General features: G+C 39.4%; 20 protein-coding genes. 12 read left to right on the top strand and 8 right to left on the bottom strand.

Features of this window, described 5'->3' with window-relative positions:
- From F9856_RS10150 to F9856_RS10130, 5 genes are all read right to left on the bottom strand, one after another.
- On the bottom strand, positions 1-193 hold a 193-nt coding region (locus tag F9856_RS10150), incomplete at its 3' end, for a DUF4649 family protein (protein WP_202106520.1).
- Between the two features lies 1 nt (position 194).
- Entirely contained in the window at positions 195-539 is a 345-nt protein-coding gene (locus F9856_RS10145) for a DUF1831 domain-containing protein (RefSeq protein WP_002935248.1), read from the bottom strand.
- A gap of 1 nt (position 540) precedes the next feature.
- Positions 541-1,656 carry a cysteine desulfurase family protein gene (locus F9856_RS10140; RefSeq protein WP_024397723.1) on the bottom strand — a complete coding sequence of 372 codons (1,116 nt, stop codon included), beginning with the start codon at positions 1,654-1,656 and terminating at the stop codon, positions 541-543.
- 10 nt (positions 1,657-1,666) lie between these two features.
- Positions 1,667-2,644, bottom strand: a complete 978-nt coding sequence (locus F9856_RS10135; protein WP_002940729.1) for a ribose-phosphate diphosphokinase — start codon at positions 2,642-2,644, stop codon at positions 1,667-1,669.
- A gap of 143 nt (positions 2,645-2,787) precedes the next feature.
- Positions 2,788-3,354, bottom strand: coding sequence for a CYTH domain-containing protein (locus tag F9856_RS10130; protein WP_202106519.1), 567 nt, complete (start codon positions 3,352-3,354; stop codon positions 2,788-2,790).
- An 86-nt stretch (positions 3,355-3,440) separates the two neighbouring features.
- On the opposite strand from F9856_RS10130, the gene F9856_RS10125 reads away from it, so the two are divergent.
- The 8 genes from F9856_RS10125 (at position 3,441) to mutY (ending at position 11,971) form a co-directional block, all read left to right on the top strand.
- A complete protein-coding gene (locus F9856_RS10125) occupies positions 3,441-4,112 on the top strand; it encodes a GTP pyrophosphokinase (RefSeq protein WP_024397726.1) in 672 nt (223 codons plus the stop codon).
- Positions 4,096-4,914 carry an NAD kinase gene (locus tag F9856_RS10120; RefSeq protein WP_328708155.1) on the top strand — a complete coding sequence of 273 codons (819 nt, stop codon included), beginning with the start codon at positions 4,096-4,098 and terminating at the stop codon, positions 4,912-4,914. The genes F9856_RS10125 and F9856_RS10120 overlap by 17 nt, the downstream gene beginning before the upstream one ends.
- Positions 4,914-5,807, top strand: a complete 894-nt coding sequence (locus F9856_RS10115; protein WP_202106518.1) for an RluA family pseudouridine synthase — start codon at positions 4,914-4,916, stop codon at positions 5,805-5,807. Before F9856_RS10120 ends, F9856_RS10115 begins: the two co-directional genes overlap by 1 nt.
- A gap of 17 nt (positions 5,808-5,824) precedes the next feature.
- Positions 5,825-6,799 (top strand): phosphate acetyltransferase, encoded by a 975-nt coding sequence (gene pta / locus F9856_RS10110; protein ID WP_202106517.1) that lies wholly within the window; start codon positions 5,825-5,827, stop codon positions 6,797-6,799.
- A gap of 1 nt (position 6,800) precedes the next feature.
- The gene (locus F9856_RS10105) at positions 6,801-8,540 is read left to right on the top strand and encodes an ABC transporter ATP-binding protein (RefSeq protein WP_202106516.1); all 1,740 of its coding nucleotides are present in this window, start codon (positions 6,801-6,803) and stop codon (positions 8,538-8,540) included.
- Positions 8,527-10,269: an ABC transporter ATP-binding protein gene (locus F9856_RS10100; RefSeq protein WP_202106515.1), complete on the top strand. Its 1,743-nt coding sequence runs from the start codon at positions 8,527-8,529 to the stop codon at positions 10,267-10,269. The genes F9856_RS10105 and F9856_RS10100 overlap by 14 nt, the downstream gene beginning before the upstream one ends.
- Positions 10,253-10,645, top strand: a complete 393-nt coding sequence (locus tag F9856_RS10095) for a PaaI family thioesterase (RefSeq protein WP_202106514.1) — start codon at positions 10,253-10,255, stop codon at positions 10,643-10,645. The genes F9856_RS10100 and F9856_RS10095 overlap by 17 nt, the downstream gene beginning before the upstream one ends.
- A 165-nt stretch (positions 10,646-10,810) precedes the next feature.
- Complete coding sequence (gene mutY / locus F9856_RS10090) at positions 10,811-11,971, top strand: A/G-specific adenine glycosylase (protein ID WP_202106513.1); 1,161 nt, start codon at positions 10,811-10,813, stop codon at positions 11,969-11,971.
- Between the two features lie 682 nt (positions 11,972-12,653).
- Here the strand turns inward: mutY and F9856_RS10085 are convergent.
- Entirely contained in the window at positions 12,654-13,454 is an 801-nt protein-coding gene (locus F9856_RS10085) for a helix-turn-helix domain-containing protein (protein WP_024383594.1), read from the bottom strand.
- Between the two features lie 130 nt (positions 13,455-13,584).
- Between F9856_RS10085 and F9856_RS10080 the strand changes: the two genes are divergently transcribed.
- Both F9856_RS10080 and F9856_RS10075 read left to right on the top strand, forming a co-directional pair.
- Positions 13,585-14,055 carry a hypothetical protein gene (locus tag F9856_RS10080; RefSeq protein WP_202106512.1) on the top strand — a complete coding sequence of 157 codons (471 nt, stop codon included), beginning with the start codon at positions 13,585-13,587 and terminating at the stop codon, positions 14,053-14,055.
- 19 nt (positions 14,056-14,074) lie between these two features.
- Positions 14,075-14,617 (top strand): hypothetical protein, encoded by a 543-nt coding sequence (locus tag F9856_RS10075; RefSeq protein WP_202106511.1) that lies wholly within the window; start codon positions 14,075-14,077, stop codon positions 14,615-14,617.
- A 173-nt stretch (positions 14,618-14,790) separates the two neighbouring features.
- On the opposite strand, the gene F9856_RS10070 is transcribed toward F9856_RS10075, so the two are convergent.
- The gene (locus F9856_RS10070; protein ID WP_202106522.1) at positions 14,791-15,027 is read right to left on the bottom strand and encodes a hypothetical protein; all 237 of its coding nucleotides are present in this window, start codon (positions 15,025-15,027) and stop codon (positions 14,791-14,793) included.
- A 263-nt stretch (positions 15,028-15,290) separates the two neighbouring features.
- Here F9856_RS10070 and F9856_RS10065 point away from each other — a divergent pair, with 263 nt between their 5' ends.
- Entirely contained in the window at positions 15,291-16,571 is a 1,281-nt protein-coding gene (locus F9856_RS10065; RefSeq protein WP_202106510.1) for an O-acetylhomoserine aminocarboxypropyltransferase/cysteine synthase family protein, read from the top strand.
- A gap of 77 nt (positions 16,572-16,648) precedes the next feature.
- Here F9856_RS10065 and F9856_RS10060 read toward each other — a convergent pair whose 3' ends face one another.
- Positions 16,649-18,181, bottom strand: a complete 1,533-nt coding sequence (locus F9856_RS10060; protein WP_202106509.1) for an ATP-binding cassette domain-containing protein — start codon at positions 18,179-18,181, stop codon at positions 16,649-16,651.
- 300 nt (positions 18,182-18,481) lie between these two features.
- Here F9856_RS10060 and F9856_RS10055 point away from each other — a divergent pair, with 300 nt between their 5' ends.
- The gene (locus tag F9856_RS10055; RefSeq protein ID WP_202106508.1) at positions 18,482-18,973 is read left to right on the top strand and encodes a GNAT family N-acetyltransferase; all 492 of its coding nucleotides are present in this window, start codon (positions 18,482-18,484) and stop codon (positions 18,971-18,973) included.
- The last annotated feature ends 49 nt before the right edge of the window (positions 18,974-19,022 follow it).

The raw sequence follows: 19,022 nt of genomic DNA, 5'->3' as shown, positions 1-19,022 counted from the left end.
TTTGTAAATAGCGATAGAGATCTCCGATTGTCCCTTTGTAATCCAGAGCTTGTCCGTCTTGTGTAATGCTGGTAACTGGATAATAGTCTGGGAGGGTTAAGCAACCGGCAAAAGCCAGAATGGCTGCATCCTTATTCTCAAATGTTTGGATACGTTCTTGCTTGTAAGCGTCAAGATAGTGAATTTCAATCATACTAACTCTCTTTTGTAAAGATGTCACGGTCAATCAAGCTATCCATGAGGAAATAGAATTTTTCTTGGATAACCTTGTTACTTTCTGGCTTAAAAATGTTTACCAGATGAAGACCAGACTTGTCGGTAATATTAATTTTAAAACCGGTTAGGTCTTGATTGATAATAATTTTCAAGAGGAATCCTTGGTTTGAATTTGGAATTTCTTCCAGAAGACGTGTAAGCTGATAGTGACCTGCTTTGGTTTGTTCAAAGGTGTTATCACGGAGTGTATATTTTTTGATAGCAGGGCTAATGTGATAAGTAAAATTACAATCTTTTAAGGTAACTGATTGTTGGAATGCCATTTTAACCTCCAAGTATTTTCTTTAGTTCGATGATAAGAGTATCTATCTCTTCTTTTGTATTGATTTCAGATAGGCTGATACGAATGGATTCTTTCAGACGATGGGAGTCTTTTCCATACATAGCTTCTAAAACATGGCTATTTTGGACAACACCTGCCGTACATGCAGAACCGCTAGAAACAGCAATACCTGCCAAATCTAGTTGCATAAGGAGTTGTTCATTAAGTTTACCAGGAAAACCGATATTAAGGACATGAGGGAGATGAGGTCCAGCCTGATTGAGATAATAGTCTAAGCCAGATAATCCCTCAATAATATGTTGTCGCAGTTCACTGACATGTTGATGATGCGTATCTAAGGACTCATATTGTTCTGTTAGGGCAGTCGCCATAGCAGCAATAGCAGGGAGATTCTCAGTACCTGCTCGATGTTGCTGTTCCTGCTTTCCGCCGTGGATCAAGGAATCAAATTTATGAACTTTACTATATAGGAATCCCATCCCCTTTGGACCATGGAATTTATGGGCAGAGGTCGCGAGTAAGTCAATTCCGTAGTCAGAGGGAGAAATTGCAATTTTTCCAATTGCTTGGACAGCATCTACATGAAAGACGGCCTGATGATCGGCTAGGAGCTCTCCAATTTCCTTGATGGGAAGTAGCTGACCGGTCTCATTGTTAGCAAACATGACGCTGACTAAAATAGTATCTGGCCGAAGGGCATCCTGAATTTGTTGAGCGGTGATTACTTGATTGACTGGTTGGATATAGGTTACCTCGAACCCAAACCGATCCTCTAGATACTGCATGGTATGGAGGACAGCATGGTGTTCGATAGCCGTAGTAATCAGGTGTTTTCCGTTGGATTGATGCGCAAGTGCATAGCCTTGAATAGCTAAAGTATCAGCTTCGGAGCCTCCAGATGTGAAAATAATTTGTTCGGGAGAGGCGGAGAGAATCTGAGCAATCTCTTGACGACTTTGTCTAAGACATTGATTGGCTTTCCGACCGCTTTGATGAATACTGGAGGGGTTTCCATAATTTTCTTGAGCCACTTCCATCATCCGTTGGAGTGCAGTAGGAGATAGAGCAGTGGTTGCTGCATTATCTAAATAAATCAAAGAGTTACTCCTAGTTTTCTTTTTCAGGACTAGTAAATTTGAAAAGTGGGCTGAGTGGCTGATGTTCTTGGATGCGGTGGATGGCATCTGCAATCAAGTCACTAGCTGTTAGGAAGGCGATATTTTTAGGATGCTGTTCTTTGCTTGCAACAGAATCGGTAACTAATATTTCTTTGATTGGTGTTTCATCTAAGAGTTGGGCTGCAGTTCCTGCAAAGAGACCATGGCTGGCAACTGCATAAATTTCAGTAGCACCACCTTCTTGGACAATTTTTGAAGCTTGTGAGAAAGTGCGACCAGTATTGAGAATATCGTCCACCAAAATAGCTTTTTTACCAGCAACATCACCGATAATATAGCCTTCAGAACGCTCAGAATCATCTTGAGCGTAGTCGATAATTGCAATCGGTGCATTTAGAAATTCAGCGATATTACGCGCACGTTTGATACCAGAATTTTTAGGACTCACAATGACGACATCTTCTCCGCAGAGTCCTTTTTCCATGTAGTAGGCTGCAAAAAGTGGCTCTGTAAGGAGATTGTCTACTGGAATATCAAAGAAACCTTGAATTTGTGAAGCGTGCAAATCAAGAGTCAATACACGGTCGACACCAGCTTTAACCAGCATATTTGCAACTAATTTAGCTGTAATTGGTTCGCGTGGAGAAGCGGTACGGTCCTGACGAGCATAGCCGAAATAAGGGATGACAGCTGTAATGGTGTTGGCACTAGCACGTTTACAAGCATCGATCATAATCAATAATTCCCACAAGTGATTATTGACCGGATAGCTTGTTGATTGGATAATGTAGACGTCTACGCCACGTACAGATTCTTCAATGTTAATTTGAATCTCACCATCAGAAAACTGACGAGAAGACAGCTTTCCAAGAGGGATTCCAGCAGAATCAGCAATTTTTTCAGCAATATCACGGTTGCTATTGAGTGAGAATAATTTAATGTTATGTTCACCGAGTGGTTGTACCATTTTAAAGTAACTCCTTTTACACACTGAGCTTTTATGATGACATAAAAGTATTTTTACAATAGATAGTTCTATTCTATCAAAAAAATGAAAAATTTTCAGTAGTGAAACTAAAAAATCAACCTTATTTGGCTGATTTTTTATAGTTATTTCATGTGGGCAGCAGTTCGTGCGACCTTACTACTAGCATATTTGAATTGAATTGATTTCTTCTTAAGGAATTCATCAAAAAGAATTTTCCCTGCATCTGCATCGGTCACTTCGATTTCTAATTCGTAATCTTTTTGTCCCACATAATCATTTTCATCGAGGGCCATAAGGCCTATAGATGTCTGTTTCTCATAGCGTTTTGTCGTGAGGATTCCCCAGACAGCAAGTTTATCAAGTGGAATTTCGGTTGCAGAAATAATATCAGAAATTTGTCCTGCTGGTAGTTGAAAATTTTCCAGTAAATCATGAGCAGTTTGGATGTCTAGAACTTGGTTATATTCTTGATTGCCGACTTCTTGTGGAATTTTTAAGGTTAGTTCTGCTGAGTCCTCAAATGTACGAATACGGAGTGAAAAGCGGTGATTCTTCATATCTAGGTCTGGGGTATCAATGTAGTGGTTTGTTTGAAGAATTGGGCTCACATCTGAAAAGTCAGTAAGCAGGCGTTTGTATTCGGATTTGGTCAGTAAGGTTTTATACTCAATTTCAAGGTGGTTTTTCATGCAGTAAACCCTTTCAATGTGTTATAATAGATTAGTCTTTGTGTTATTCTAATACAATTTAAAAGTTTTGACAAGAAAGGGGCCGTATGGACTTTAACTGGGAAGAATTTTTAGACCCCTATATTCAGACAGTTGGTGAATTGAAAATCAAACTGCGGGGGATTCGCAAGCAGTATCGCAAGGCTAACCGGCATTCTCCAATTGAGTTTGTCACAGGACGGGTAAAACCGATTGAATCCATTAAAGAAAAAATGGCCCTGCGACATATCAAATTGGAAAATCTTGCTCAAGATATGCAAGATATTGCCGGTCTTCGGATTATGGTTCAATTTGTGGACGACATTGAAGAAGTATTAGCTATTTTGCGGAAACGCAAGGATATGCAAATTTTGCATGAACGGGATTATATCAATAATATGAAAGCCTCTGGCTACCGTTCATATCATGTGGTGATTGAGTATCCTGTGGATACTATAAATGGCAACGAGACGGTTCTGGCAGAAATCCAGATTCGAACCCTTTCCATGAATTTCTGGGCTACAATTGAGCATTCTCTGAATTATAAATATAAGGGGAATTTTCCAGAAGAAATCAAGAAACGCTTGGAAGTTACAGCAAAAATTGCCTATGAATTAGATGAGGAGATGCGAAAAATCCGCAACGACATTCAAGAAGCGCAGGCCTTATTTGATCCTGCCTATCGCAAACTGAATGACGGTGTGGGCAACAGTGATGATACAGATGAAGAATATAGGTAGAAAAAAAATCGCTCTGCTCGCTAGTCGAAATCCTAAGAGTGAAGCGGTGTCCAAAGAATTATGGACAAAGTTAAAAGAAGCAAATTTTATTTTGACTCCTAAAAATCCAGATATTGTCATTTCTATCGGTGGAGACGGGATGCTTTTATCTGCTTTTCACAAATATGAAAAGTTGATAGATCGTGTACGTTTTGTAGGAATTCACACGGGTCATTTGGGGTTTTATACAGATTATCGCGATTTTGAAGTGTACAAGCTGATTGAAAATCTTAAGCTTGATACAGGTGCTAGAGTATCGTATCCGATTTTAAATGTTAAGGTCAAGATGACAGATGGTCGCATTGTCGAGGCGCGTGCCTTAAATGAGGCGACAGTAAAACGTCTTTCTAAGACCATGGTCGCAGATATTATTATTAACAATGTGCCCTTTGAACGCTTCAGAGGGGATGGAATTTCGGTTTCAACGCCGACAGGCTCAACAGCCTATAACAAGTCATTAGGTGGTGCTGTTTTACATCCAACAATCGAGGCATTGCAGATTGCAGAAGTGGCAAGTTTGAACAATCGTGTTTACCGCACCTTGGGTTCATCCGTTGTTGTCCCTAAAAAAGACAAGATTGTGATTGAACCAAAGCATAGTGACCGTTACTCGATTGCGGTAGACAATAAGACTTTTGTCTATGATAGTATTGAAAGTATAGAGTATCAGATAGACAATAGTAAGATTCATTTTGTTGCAACACCGAGTCATACTAGTTTTTGGAATCGGGTTAAGGACGCCTTTATTGGAGAGGTGGAGTAATGCGGTTTGAATTCATTGCTGACCAGCATACGAAAATAAAGACTTTCCTTAAAAAACACGGTGTCTCTAAAGGCCTATTAGCGAAGATTAAGTACACTGGTGGTAATATTCGGGTTAATGACATCGAGCGCAATGCAACTTACTTGCTTGATATTGGAGATAGGGTTACAATTGACATACCTGCTGAAGAGGATTTAACGGGAAGTTTGAAACCGATTTCCTTTCCGCTGGATATTGTCTATGAAGATGATCATTTTCTTGCTATTAACAAGCCTGTTGGTTATGCTTCTATTCCGTCAGCCCTGCATTCATCCACAATCGCAAATTTTGTAAAAGGTTATCTTATTGAGCAGAATTATGAGAATAAGCAGGTTCATATTGTGACTCGTCTGGATAGGGATACATCAGGCGTTATGCTGTTTGCCAAGCACGGCTATGCCCATGCACGACTCGATAAGCAGTTACAGGCCAAGCTTATTAATAAACGTTATTATGCTTTGGTGAAGGGGAATGGGCAGCTAGAAGAGACAGGGGATATTATTGCCCCTATCGGTCGTCCAGCAGATAGCATCATTACCCGTTGTGTGACAAAGAATGGAAAATATGCTCATACTTCCTATCGTGTTGTACAATCGTGGGGAGATATTCATTTAGTAGATATTCAACTACATACTGGGCGGACTCATCAGATTCGTGTTCATTTTTCTCACATTGGATTTCCATTGTTAGGAGATGATATGTATGGTGGAAGTTTGGAATGTGGGATAGAACGTCAAGCCTTGCATTGTCATAATTTGGCCTTCGACAATCCTTTTACAGCCGAAAGGATTGATTTGGAAGCACCGCTTCCTGAGGATTTTCAGGCTGTTATCAATCAGTTAATAAGTAAATAAATTTAAGGAGTTTGTTCATGAAAATTTTTGAGCAATTAGCTACAAAGCTAGAGGGTAAAAAAGTACGTATCGTATTGCCAGAAGGTGAAGAACCACGTATCTTGCAGGCTACAAAACGTTTGGTAAATGAGTCGGATGTAGTACCCGTCTTGCTTGGAAACCCGGATCGTATTAAGATTTACCTTGACATTGAAGGGATTACAGAAGGTTTTGAAATTATTGACCCAGCTCATTATGATAGATATGATGAGATGGTAGCTGCTTTGGTAGAGCGCCGTAAAGGTAAGGTATCAGAAGAGCAGGCACATGAGTTGTTGAAAGATGTTAACTACTTTGGTGTTATGTTGGTATATATGGACGTAGTAGAAGGTATGGTATCTGGTGCGATTCATTCAACCGCTTCAACAGTTCGTCCAGCTCTTCAAATCATTAAAACAGAGCCAGGTGTATCGAAAACATCAGGTGCCTTCTTGATGGTAAAAGGTGAAGAGCGTTATATTTTTGGTGACTGTGCTATCAACATTGATCCAGATGCTCAAACCTTGGCAGAAATCGCTATCAACTCAGCACGTACTGCTAAAATGTTTGGTATTGATCCAAAAGTTGCAATGCTCAGCTATTCAACAAAAGGCTCTGGTGCTGGTCCTAAAGTAGATAAGGTTGTTGAAGCTACAAAAATTGCTCAAAAATTGCGTCCAGAGTTGGATTTGGACGGTGAATTGCAATTTGATGCTGCCTTTGTTCCTACCACAGGTAAATTAAAAGCCCCAGGTTCGAGTGTTGCTGGTCAAGCGACTGTATTTATCTTCCCAGGTATCTCAGCTGGTAATATTGGTTATAAAATTGCCGAACGTATGGGTGGATTTGCAGCGGTAGGTCCTGTTTTACAAGGTTTGAATCAGCCTGTAAACGACTTGTCTCGTGGTTGTAACCCTGATGATGTTTACAACTTGACCTTGATTACTGCGGTTCAGGCTTTGGAGCACCGTTAATATGAAATTTTTATCACGATATTTTAAGGACTATATTAAAGAATCTATATTAGGTCCAGTTTTCAAACTATTGGAAGCTTGTTTTGAGCTTTTGGTACCATTAATTATCGCCTATATCGTTGATACAATTATTCCAAATGGCAGCCAGGGAAACCTGGTTGCTATGCTTTTTTTACTGGTTGGTATAGCATGTATTGGAATTATTGTTTCACTAATAGCGCAATATTATTCAGCTAAAGCAGCGGTTGGAGTGACTAAAGAGCTGACGAATGACTTGTATCAGAAGGTTCTTTCCCTTCCCAAGTCTAGCCGAGATATTCTTTCCTCATCCAGCTTGCTGACACGATTGACCAGTGACACTTTACAAATTCAAACGGGTATTAATACTTTTCTTCGTTTGTTTTTACGTGCTCCAATTGTCGTATTTGGTTCGCTCATCATGGCATTCTATATTAGCCCAAGTCTATCTGCCTATTTTCTAGGAATGATTATCCTATTGATTTTTATAGTGACAGTCATTTCTGTTATGACCAGCCGTATTTATCAATCGATGCGAAAAGAATTAGATGGTTTGGTGGGGCAGGTACGTGAGACAGTGACTGGTTGGCGAGTGATTCGTGCATTTGGTCAAAGAGAGCGGGAAATTAAGGCTTTTCAAGGCATAAATCAGATTTATAAGAAGCAACAGTTGCAGGCTGGTTTTTGGTCTAGTCTTTTATCGCCATTGACATTTTTAGTGGTCAACGGCACCTTGCTCATTCTCATCTGGCAGGGAAATATAGCCATTTCACACAATTTGTTGGAACAGGGGATGTTGGTCGCTCTTATCAACTACCTTCTTCAAATTTTAGTCGAATTGGTCAAGATGATTATGGTCGTGTCTACTCTCAACCAGACCTATATCTCAGCGCAACGTATTCAAGAGGTTTTTGACCAAACATCTGAGGATGTAGAGTCTAGTTTGCCCAAAGTGGTTAGTGAGGATAAGGAAATCATCTTTTCTGTGCGTCATCTTTCCTTTTCTTATCCAAAATCTGCTGAGGAGTCCCTGTCTGACATTGCTTTTGACTTACGTAAGGGACAGTTTATGGGAATTATCGGGGGAACTGGGTCAGGTAAGTCCACCCTAGTAGATTTATTGCAGGCACTCTATTCAGTGCCAACAAATCAGCTCTCTCTCTTCATTGATGGAAAAAGTCCTAAGAATTTAAAAGAATGGCGGCAGCAAATTGCCGTCGTTCCGCAACAGGCTCAGCTTTTTGCTGGAACTATTCGTTCTAATTTATCTTTAGGATTGGAAGAAATATCTGATAGTGACCTATGGTCTGCATTAGAAATTGCACAGGCTAAATCTTTCATAGAGGATAAAGGTGGTTTGGATAGCCCTGTCGAAGCCTTTGGGAAGAATTTTTCTGGTGGACAGCGCCAACGTTTGACCATTGCACGCGCTGTTTTACAGAAAGCACCGATTTTAATCTTAGATGACGCAACATCTGCTCTGGATTATTTGACGGAGAGTCGGTTATTAGTGGCTATTCGCCAGGAATTACCAGGTCAGAACTTAATCATGGTGTCACAAAGAACCAATAGTTTACGGACAGCTGATCAGATTTTAGTCTTGGAACAAGGGCGTCAAGTTGGGCTTGGTCGCCATGAGGACTTGCTAAGAAGCTCTGCTATTTATCAAGAAATTCACCAATCGCAACAACAAGGAGAGGAGGATAGCTATGAGACAATCTAGTTTTAAGGAACTGGTCAGATTGGTTTTACACCAGCCACTTCGAATGTCCTTGATGTTGGTGGGAACTTTGGTGCAAGTGCTTCTGACAGTTTATCTGCCGATTTTGATTGGTCAGGCAGTCGATGCAGTATTGATAGCAAATGGTCAGGTCTTACTAGGTATATTAGGCAAAATGGTAATGGTTATCTTGCTTAATACGCTGGTGCAATGGTACTTACCTTTGGTAACCAATCGCTTGGTTTACGGAATGGTGGCCGACTTGCGTGAACAGGTCTATGTGAAGCTGCACCAGATGCCCCTATCTTATCTTGATCGTCAATCAGTCGGTGATTTGGTAGCTCGTTTTTCAAGTGATAGTGAGCAATTAACAAATGGTCTCTTGATGATTTTCAATCAATTTTTCATTGGTATCTTGACCATTTTCCTAACCATTTTCACTATGGCTAGGCTTGACTTGACGATGATGTTGGTTGTTGTTGCCCTGACTCCAGTTTCTCTGCTTGTGGCACGCTATATCGCTAAGAAATCCTATGGTTATTATAGACAACAGACTCAGGCACGTGGGAGGCAATCTCAGCTTTTGGAAGAGTCCATCAGTCAATTGACACTGGTTCAATCTTTCAATGCTCAAGAGCAATTTACGCAAGGTTTTCAAGTTGTGAATGACCGGTATGCGACCTATTCCCAACAGGCCATCTTTGCCTCTTCAACGGTCAATCCAAGCACGCGGTTTATTAATGCTATTATTTATGCCTTACTTGCAGGACTTGGAGCGCTGAGAATTATGGCAGGAAATTTTACAGTGGGCTCTCTGACAACTTTTCTCAATTATGCTAGTCAGTACAGCAAGCCTTTTAATGATATTTCCTCGGTCCTATCGGAATTGCAGAGCGCCTTAGCTTGTGCAGACAGGCTGTTTGCTATCTTGGCTCTAGATAGCATTGACGATCAGGCTGAGCGGAAAATTGATTCAGAGGAGTTGAAGGGAGCTATTTCCTTTGACAATGTGTCTTTCTCCTATAGATCTGACCGTTCTCTGATAGAACAGTTGAACATTGATGTCAAAGCTGGACAAAAAGTAGCCATTGTTGGACCTACTGGTGCTGGTAAATCAACCATGATTAACCTTCTTATGCGTTTCTACGATGTGACGGCTGGTCAGATTGTCTTAGATGGGGTTCCGATTAGCCAGTACAGTCGTGAGGATCTCCGCAGACAGATTGGGATGGTTTTACAGGAGACATGGATCAAATCTGGTACCATTCATGATAATATTGCCTATGGCTATCCAAATGCCACGCGGGAATTGGTCATTGAGGCGGCTAAGGCAGCTAATGCAGACTTCTTTATTCGTCAGCTTCCGCAGGGGTACGATACAGTTTTGGCAGATGGAGGAGAAGGCTTATCCCAGGGACAACGTCAGCTTTTGTCTATTGCGCGTGTCTTTGTCAAGATACCTAAAATCCTGATTTTAGATGAGGCGACTTCCTCTATTGATACACGGACAGAAATTTTAGTACAGGAAGCATTTGCCAAATTGATGGAAGGACGTACCAGTTTTATTATTGCTCATCGCCTGTCAACCATTCAATCAGCTGACTTGATTTTGGTCATGGTGGATGGAAAAATTGTTGAACAAGGGAATCATGAAGCGTTGATGGCTGAACAAGGCGTTTATTATCAAATGCAAACAAGTCAGCAGACAGAGGAGGATGAAAGTGTTAGATAAATTAAACTTACAACCGATTACGGTTTTAGATGTCTATCAAGCTACAATGCTCAATGAGAAAGAGGTGCTACTGACTACAAAGGTGACGGAAAAATCTCTCAATCCATACGGTATGGCACATGGAGGCTTTCTTTTCACATTGGCAGATTCAGTTGCAGGTCTGACAACGGTAGCAAGGGGTTCTTATTCTGTCACCCTACAGTCCAATATCCATTATATGAAGGCAGCTAAACTTGGTGATACCTTATCAGTAATAGGCTCTTGCACACATGATGGAAGTAGAACAAAGGTCGTTGAAGTGAAGATAGAAAACCAAGATAAACAGCTACTTGCTTCAGCAAGTTTTACCATGTTTGTAACAGGAAAAGTAGAATAATACTCAACGAACATCAAAAACAGACAGTCTTGGCTAGATTTAGAGAAACAAATTCGTTCGCTCTATTTCCAACCTCCAAACTTTGGAGCTAGTTTGATTTTGATTATAAACGATATAAGGGAGTTGGCAAAAGCTGGCTCCCTTTCTTTGTGTTATACTAGATGTATGTTAAATTTGAAAGAATATGGAATCGAAATGTGGCCGGAGGAAAAGATTCAAGCTTTTCGCAAGGCACTCTTAGATTGGTATGATGCTAATAAACGTGACTTGCCTTGGAGACGGACCAAGGATCCGTATGCTATATGGGTTTCTGAAATCATGCTTCAACAGACAAGAGTAGACACGGTCATTCCTTATTATGAACGTTTTCTCCATCATTTGCCTACGATTAGTGATTTAGCACAAGCACCAGAGGAGGTCATTCTCAAACTCTGGGAGGGATTGGGCTATTATTCGCGCGTGCGGAATATGCAAAAGGCAGCGCAACAAATGGTAGAAGATTTTGATGGGCAATTTCCGACCACGCATGCAGCCATTTCAAGCCTAAAGGGCATTGGTCCTTATACTGCTGGAGCAATTTCCAGTATTGCTTTTAATTTGCCAGAACCAGCGGTAGATGGCAATGTGATGCGGGTTCTCAGCCGCTTGTTTGAGGTTGATTATGACATTGGGCTTCCTGCCAATCGCAAGATTTTCCAAGCGATGATGGAGCTATTGATTGATCCAGAGCGACCGGGCGATTTCAACCAAGCTCTGATGGATCTAGGGTCGGATATTGAATCGCCAGTTAATCCACGTCCCCAGGACAGCCCAGTCAAAGCCTTTAGCGCAGCCTACTTAAACGGTACAATGGATAAGTATCCAATCAAAGCACCAAAGAAAAAGCCGATTCCCGTGGCCTACCAGGGATTTCTCATCAGAAATAAAGACAATCAATTTTTATTGGAAAAAAATAATGAAGCAGGTCTTCTATCAGGTTTCTGGTCTTTTCCGCTTTTGGAAAAAGGAACAATCGTTGAAAAACAAGTCTCTCTCTTTGAAGTTGCAGAAGAAGTTGTTCAGCCAGATATTCGGCAGAGCTTTACGGAACTTTATGGTCTGACTGTTGATTGGCAAGAGCAAGAATTTGGCATCGTCCAGCACATTTTTAGTCACCGCAAATGGCAGATAGAAATGGTAGAAGGTGTGACAGAAACACTTAACCTTCCAGAATCAAAAGAATTGAAATGGGTTTCTGTAGAAGATTTTCCTACCTGCCCATTTGCTAAGCCGCAACAAAAGATGTGGGAAAACTTTATCAAGGAAAAAGAAAAGCAAAAAAGTTGACTTTGGAGCACATAATTATTTGAAAGCGTTTTATAATAGTGGTATAATCTAATTGAAAAAATGAAATAGTTAGTTAAGATGTTGAACGCCATCTGAATTGTTGAAAGGAGTTCTTTAGCGCTCGTAGAAGTGTATATACTATTAGCCATCTTTCTCTAATAAAAAGAGAGGGATGCTAGTAGGGGAAAAGTCCGTTATCCCTGTTTTATATCTATTTGTGATATCCATTGTCAAATGCGTAGCATAACTTACAATTAGCCTTGCTACCCAGTTCACTCAAAAGTAGGCTAAGAATATTCGTGTCGTAACTACTATGTGTTCAAGATGTTGTAACTTTTGAACATAACCTTAGAAAATCACAAAAACCTATAGAGAAAATCACAAAAACCTCTAGCGATTTTCATCATAATAAGCAATCTCCACACTTTAGACAAATAGTAAGAGGACAATCAAAGACATAAGGGTAGCAGAATAATTATTTAATCATTAACTTGTTGTCAAATAACTATCTGGTAATGGACTTTTCCAATTTGACATATAAAAGGGAGGCTGTCATAGCCTCCTTTTACTGTGCTTTTCAGTTTGGTTTCAGTAGGAAAAAACGCCAGCTATACGAACAGACTTTCCAAAACTAGATGGATGAATGTAGCCAATATAACTAGTGATTAACTAGGCTTAGAAATCAATCTGGACTATAAATATCTACAACTTGACCAATAGGCCGAATATCGTCTTCTGGGCTAAAATAGATATCATCATAGTCAGAATTGAGTGATTGCAAATAGTCACCTTTGAATTTCTTAACAAAATTTTCTCCGTTTACTGAAAAAATTCCAATCGTATTTAGAGGAATATGAGGAGTTAGGCGAATGAAGAGATAGTCTCCATCCTCGATATGCGGAGCCATAGAATCTCCCACAACTTGAGCGATTGTATCATAAGATTGGTTATCTGGAATCTCATCGTTATAGAATGATACAAGATTGTTCATATCTGTATCCTGCCAGTAACCTGTACCGGCAGAAACCTTACCAGGAACAGGTAATTCGATTCGCTCCCGATAGTCATCCAAGTGAAGAATAGAAGCAGAAGGAGTAACTGAGGCAGTTTGCATAGCTGCTAACTGTTCTTGACCAAAAGTTAACCATTGTGCATGGAAATCACCTTTTAATTCATTGTCCAAGGTTTGAACCTCTGGATGAATAGGCTGTTGAAAGAGTTTAAATTGGGAAGGAGTAATCGTTAAAGCTATATCCTGATTGGAATCTAGTTGCTCGATTAGCTCACCAACCGATATAGCCATGCCCTTAGCGACTTTTTCTAGCGTATCCATCGTTGGCAGGAGAGCTTTTTTGGTTTTGGGATGCTGGTTCTTTTCCAACATAGAAATATAACCTTTTGTTAAACCAGATAATTCAGCGAATTTATCCATTGATAATTTATTCTTGCTTCGGTATTCTTTTAAAATATCACCTAAAATCATGGTTGTCTCCTTATCTGTTTAACTAATTATACCATTAAAAAATATTTTTTGCAAATTTTGTTTAACATGTTTGACAAAAAATCAAAACGGTGTTATGATAATCTCACAAAAAGAAAAATAGGAGTCGCAAATGAAAAGGATGACAGAGATTTCTTGGAATGATATTTATAGAGAGTGGGAAACCTATGCTAATCATTTTGGTTTGACGACTCCGATAAATACTGAAAAATTGCGAGATCAGAAATCGAAGGATTTTGGAAAAGGAAGTCTGATTACGCTGGACTTATTAGCCGATTACGATACTGATTCTGAGAAGACCGCAGCTATTTGGGTAGCTTCGTTTTGTAGAGATTTAATACAAGATTACGCATATTTACTAAATGGTAGAGCCTATCTTACAGTCAATCAGATTTATTTTCAGGCACTCAAACAATTCCAGTCAGAAGCGGTAATATGGTCAAAACCTCTCACACGATTGCAACCGAAGTTATTTGTATCTTATCGTTTGTTGGAAAATCTTGATTTGAGTCATTATTCTTGTGTAGTTGAGTTAGCAATGTTGCAGGCTAGTATGGTTCGGACACAGATATTAGAAAAGTAATTATAGTAGGAGAATGAAAATGTTTAATTTGTTGAATAAGAAAACTGAAGTATCGAAAGTTGCAGAGTATTGGAATGATACTTTGATAGAAAGAGGAATTTTGAGCGCTGATGAATTGCTTGAAGGAAAATGCTGGAGATGTAAAAGTTCTCATGGTGTAGCTGTGTGTCAGATTGTATCAAGCAAATGGAGCAAGGATACGAGCCTGGCTAATCAGATAGTCCTCTGTTTATCCTGTCAGCATGAAAAACCTAATGTAGCTGATACAGAAATTGTGTGGCAATGGTTAGAAGTTGAGAATAATGAACGTTACTGGACTCTACAAGGTATGGCAGAATATGAGAAAATGTATAAAAAATCAGTACTTCAAGAGTTATGGGATATGGGAATTAGAGATGGTGAAGAAGTCGAGACGCTTGTAAATAAAGTAACTAGCCTTTCTCGTAAGAATGATATTGTTTTAAATAGAGCAACCTTAGCAGGATTATTTCGCTGTGAAATCGAACAAATGCGTCGAAAGGCATTTCTAAATTGGACAGGAATTTTTAAGCTAGTCAGTTAACTGATGCAGTTGTAGGAAAACATCTCATGCTGATTGGAGTAACAGATAAATAAAAAGCGCATCAGCTTAGAATCTTAAAGAAAGAAGTCTACTGATGCGTTTATAGGATTATATTTCAGCTAATAAAAATTGGAGTGAATGTTTTTGAATTATAGCTATTAAAATCAGGGAGGTTATTCGATGTTAGAAATAAAACGATTCTCCTTTCTAGAAAATCGGTAACCGCAATGTTGACAACGATAATAAGTCCGATCAGCTTCATAGAGCATTGCAAACATAGCTTCCTCTATGCCATTGATTGCATGACCAATCATACCGACTTTACGAGAATATCTTTTTTGTGTTGGAATGTAAGTTTGCAGTTTTACTGACTGACATTTTGGACATTTGAGCGCTTGTTTAGTGTCCATATTATTAGGATGGCATCTGCGATAGATGCTATAAGAGATTATTAGTACTATGAGGATAATCGGACCGATATATTCTATTAAGGTATTCATAATCTTATTGTAAATCTTGTCCTTATTTTATTCAAGGAAAATGAATATTATTTTTTCTAGAATAGCTGATCATATGGCTATAGTTGTTAACTATACATATCTCTAATGTTTAAGTATTAGTCAAGATGGTAAAAATGAGGTAGAATACAGAAAAAGACCAAAGGAGTACCTTTATGACTAGAGAATTTTCATTTGAAACCCTTCAACTCCATGCTGGACAAGAAGTTGATTCTGCTTCAAAATCACGTGCAGTACCCATCTATCAAACCACTTCCTATGTTTTTGAAGATGCTCAAGAAGCAGAAGATTTATTTGCTTTACGTAAACCGGGGAATATCTATACTCGAATTACGAATCCGACGGTCTCTACTTTTGAAAATCGTGTGGCAGCTTTAGAAGGTGGTATTGGTGCCTTGGCCACTTCTTCAGGAATGGCAGCCATCACATACACTATTCTAGCGTTGGCACATGCTGGCGATCACATTGTAGCGGCAACGACACTCTATGGTGGGACTTTTAACTTATTCAAAGAAACCCTTCCTCGCTATGGTATTACAACTAGCTTTGTAGATATTGATGATTTTGAAGCGGTAGAAGCTGCGATTAAAGATAATACAAAACTGGTATTTATTGAAACCTTGGGAAATCCTGTTATCAATATTCCTGATCTTGAAAAATTGGCAGAAATTGCACACAACCACCACATCCCGCTTGTTTCAGATAATACCTTTGCAACTCCATATTTGATTAATGTATTTTCTCATGGTGTTGATATTGTGGTTCATTCAGCAACCAAGTTTATCGGTGGGCATGGTACGACCATCGGCGGTGTGATTGTCGATAGCGGCAAGTTTGACTGGGCGACATCTGGTAAGTTTCCGCAATTTGTTGAAGAAGATCCAAGCTATCATAACATTAGTTATACTCGTGATATTGGTGCAGCTGCATTTATTGTAGCAGTTCGTGTACAATTGCTTCGCGATACAGGTGCTGCCCTTGCTCCATTCAACGCTTTCTTACTTTTACAAGGGTTAGAAACCTTGTCTCTCCGTGTAGAGCGTCATGTGTCTAATGCTGAAAAAATTGTTGACTTTTTACTTAGTCATCCTCAGGTAGAGTCGGTCAATTATCCATCACTTCCAGATAGTCCTTATAAGGCTTTGGCGGATAAGTACCTGCCTAAGGGAGTTGGCTCTATTTTCTCTTTCCAAGTAAAAGGTGGAGCGGAAGAGGCGCGTAAGGTTATTGATAGTTTGGAAATCTTTTCTAATTTAGCAAACGTTGCCGATGCTAAATCACTAGTAGTTCATCCAGCTACAACCACGCATGCTCAGTTAGCTCCGGAAGATTTACTTGCTGCTGGGGTCACACCAAATCAAATCCGCCTATCTGTTGGTCTTGAAAATATCAATGATTTGATTGAAGATTTGCAACTTGCTCTTGATAAATTATAGGTTGTGAATCGAATAGCATGGCTTCATTCTTTATGAATAAATAAAAGGAAATTCGGCGTGTGTGCCAATTTCCTTTTTTATATCTGTCCCAGTTCTTCCAGTCCATTCTCAGTTAGTCGGTAGATTCTTTGACAAACTTCTTTCAAAAAGCGTCTGTCGTGTGATACGCATACCAAGCCACCTGGATAATCGGCAAATAGTTGACGAATATAAGGCTGAGAAGTGGGAGAGAAGTTACGGCTTGGTTCATCTAATAGGAGAAAATTGGCTTGTTTTAGTACCATTTTTAACAAGAGTAACTTGGCCTTTTGTCCACCTGAAAGTTGGCTAATCTTGTGATGGACTTCTTGTCGTGTAAACTGCAGACTGGCTAGATGTGTTAAGATAAGTTGTTCCTGCTCACGATTGTCATTTTCTAATAAAAAATCAAGTGGAGTTTTAGACTCATCAAGGACTTCTGTATAGTGCTGGGGCATGTAGCCCAAGTTTATATCTGCTCGTTGCCTGAGTTTCTGATAGATTATTTTTAGAAAGCTGGATTTACCAATTCCATTCGGGCCAATGATACCAATCTTATCTTGCCCATTTATGTTGAAATGGATGTTTTGAACGAGTAGTCGCTCGTCAACCTTTAATTGAAAGTTTTCTAAGTGAATCATTTGTTTTCTAGCTGCTAGTGGTGAAATGTCTGAGAAGAAGAGGGAAATAGCATCTTCATGAAAAGGAACTTGTGTGAGATTTTCCTTCATTCTTTCATAGCGTTTTTCACGTGATAAGACATTCTTCATTTTCTTGGCTATAAGCCGTCCTAATGTGGCATCATGGGTGTTGAGCAAGGTATGACGAACTTGTGATTTTTGACGTAGGTGCTTGTTCATAGCTTTGTCAAATTCTTTTTTGTCGTTCCGAGCTTGTTGGACTTGTTTCTGATAAGCTTGTTGTCGCTTCTGTGCGTAGTCCTGATAGTCCAATTCTTCAATTTTAGTTTGAGCAAGTGTTTTCTTCTTAACCGATTCTAGGTGAATGATTTTTGTAGCTGTTCTGCTAAGAAAGTCTTCATCGTGGGAAACAAATAGAATGGTGTTAGGGCTCGTGAGGATATAGTTTTCAAGCCAAAGTAAGGTATCTAAATCCAAGTCATTGGACGGCTCATCCAGAAAAATAATATCAGATGGAGTTGCTAGAGATTTGATTAACTGAATTTTTAATTTTTCGCCACCTGACAGGCTTCCAATCAATTGTTGATTGGCAAATCGCTCGCTGTCAAACTGTAGCTGGTCAGCATAGAGGTAGAGTAGACCGTAATCAATATCACTGTCCATATCTCCAAAGAAGTAGTCGTTCAAGGTCAGCTCTGCTATTTCCAGTGGAAGACTTTGGGGAATATAGACTGGTGAGCAAAAATTTCGTTGAATATTGCCTGATAGGAGTAGGTAGTCTGTGACAAGAGCTGCATCCATCAAGGTTAGTAGTAGGCTGGATTTGCCATTTCCTTCTTCCCCGATGATAGCTATTTTATCGCCAGGGTTGACAATGAGGTTTAGGTCGTGAACCAAGGTTCTTAAATCTTTTTGATGGTCGAGGGATAGGTGTTGAGTGGTTAATAGCATAAGGTCTCCTTTACAAGAAAAAACACACTACCTATTTAGTAGTGTGTCGAAATCTGCTCAAAAAGACCCTATTCATGGAACAGAGGAAACAGAAAAATGGACGCAAGAAAACTACTAAATAAGTATAGAACTTAAATTGAGTTTTACTTGTTATTGTCCATTTCTCCTTACCTCGCTTGCTTTATTTGCTTTAGTATAGCATTTTGATAAAATCTTGTCAATTAGCATGCTATAACATTTATTGATATTGATAGAGATGTATGTTAAAATGAACTTATTGTAAATGAGAGAGGATCCGAAATGGCAATCACTGGAATTGAGCAAGCAGATATTTTAGAAATAGACAAACAAGTCCGTTTACGTCGGTATGATGGTCAGCATGATTTTGCTTTTGAATGGCACCAAGATCTAGAATTGGTCTGGCTGATTGATGGTGATCAAGAACGTTATAGTCTTGACTTACTCAATCGTATGTATGATTATTTGTCTAAAAATGGCGAATGTTACTTTATTGAAATTTTTGAAGATGATCAGTTTGTCCCAATTGGTGATGTAACGCTGTTTGCAGATGATTTTGCCATTGCCATTGGAGATAAGCGGTATTGGAAAAAGGGAATCGGGACTAAGGTATTACAGCGAATGATCGAGCGTGCAAGGGAAGTGGGTCTTGAGGAAATACTTGTCGAAGAAATTTATGACTGGAATACGGGCTCCCGTAAACTATTTGAGAAATGTGGCTTTGAAGCTGTTGAAAAGACAAAGAAAGGTTGGTCTTACAAGATGATATTGTAATTGTATTATGAAATGCTAAAAAAGCCTTGACTCTTTGGGTCAAAGGCTT

The sequence above is a fragment of the Streptococcus suis genome (genome assembly GCF_016743335.1).
Classification (GTDB): domain Bacteria; phylum Bacillota; class Bacilli; order Lactobacillales; family Streptococcaceae; genus Streptococcus; species Streptococcus suis_Y.
Note: the sequence above shows the minus strand (reverse complement) of the source record. Positions and strands in the feature narration are given on the sequence as shown.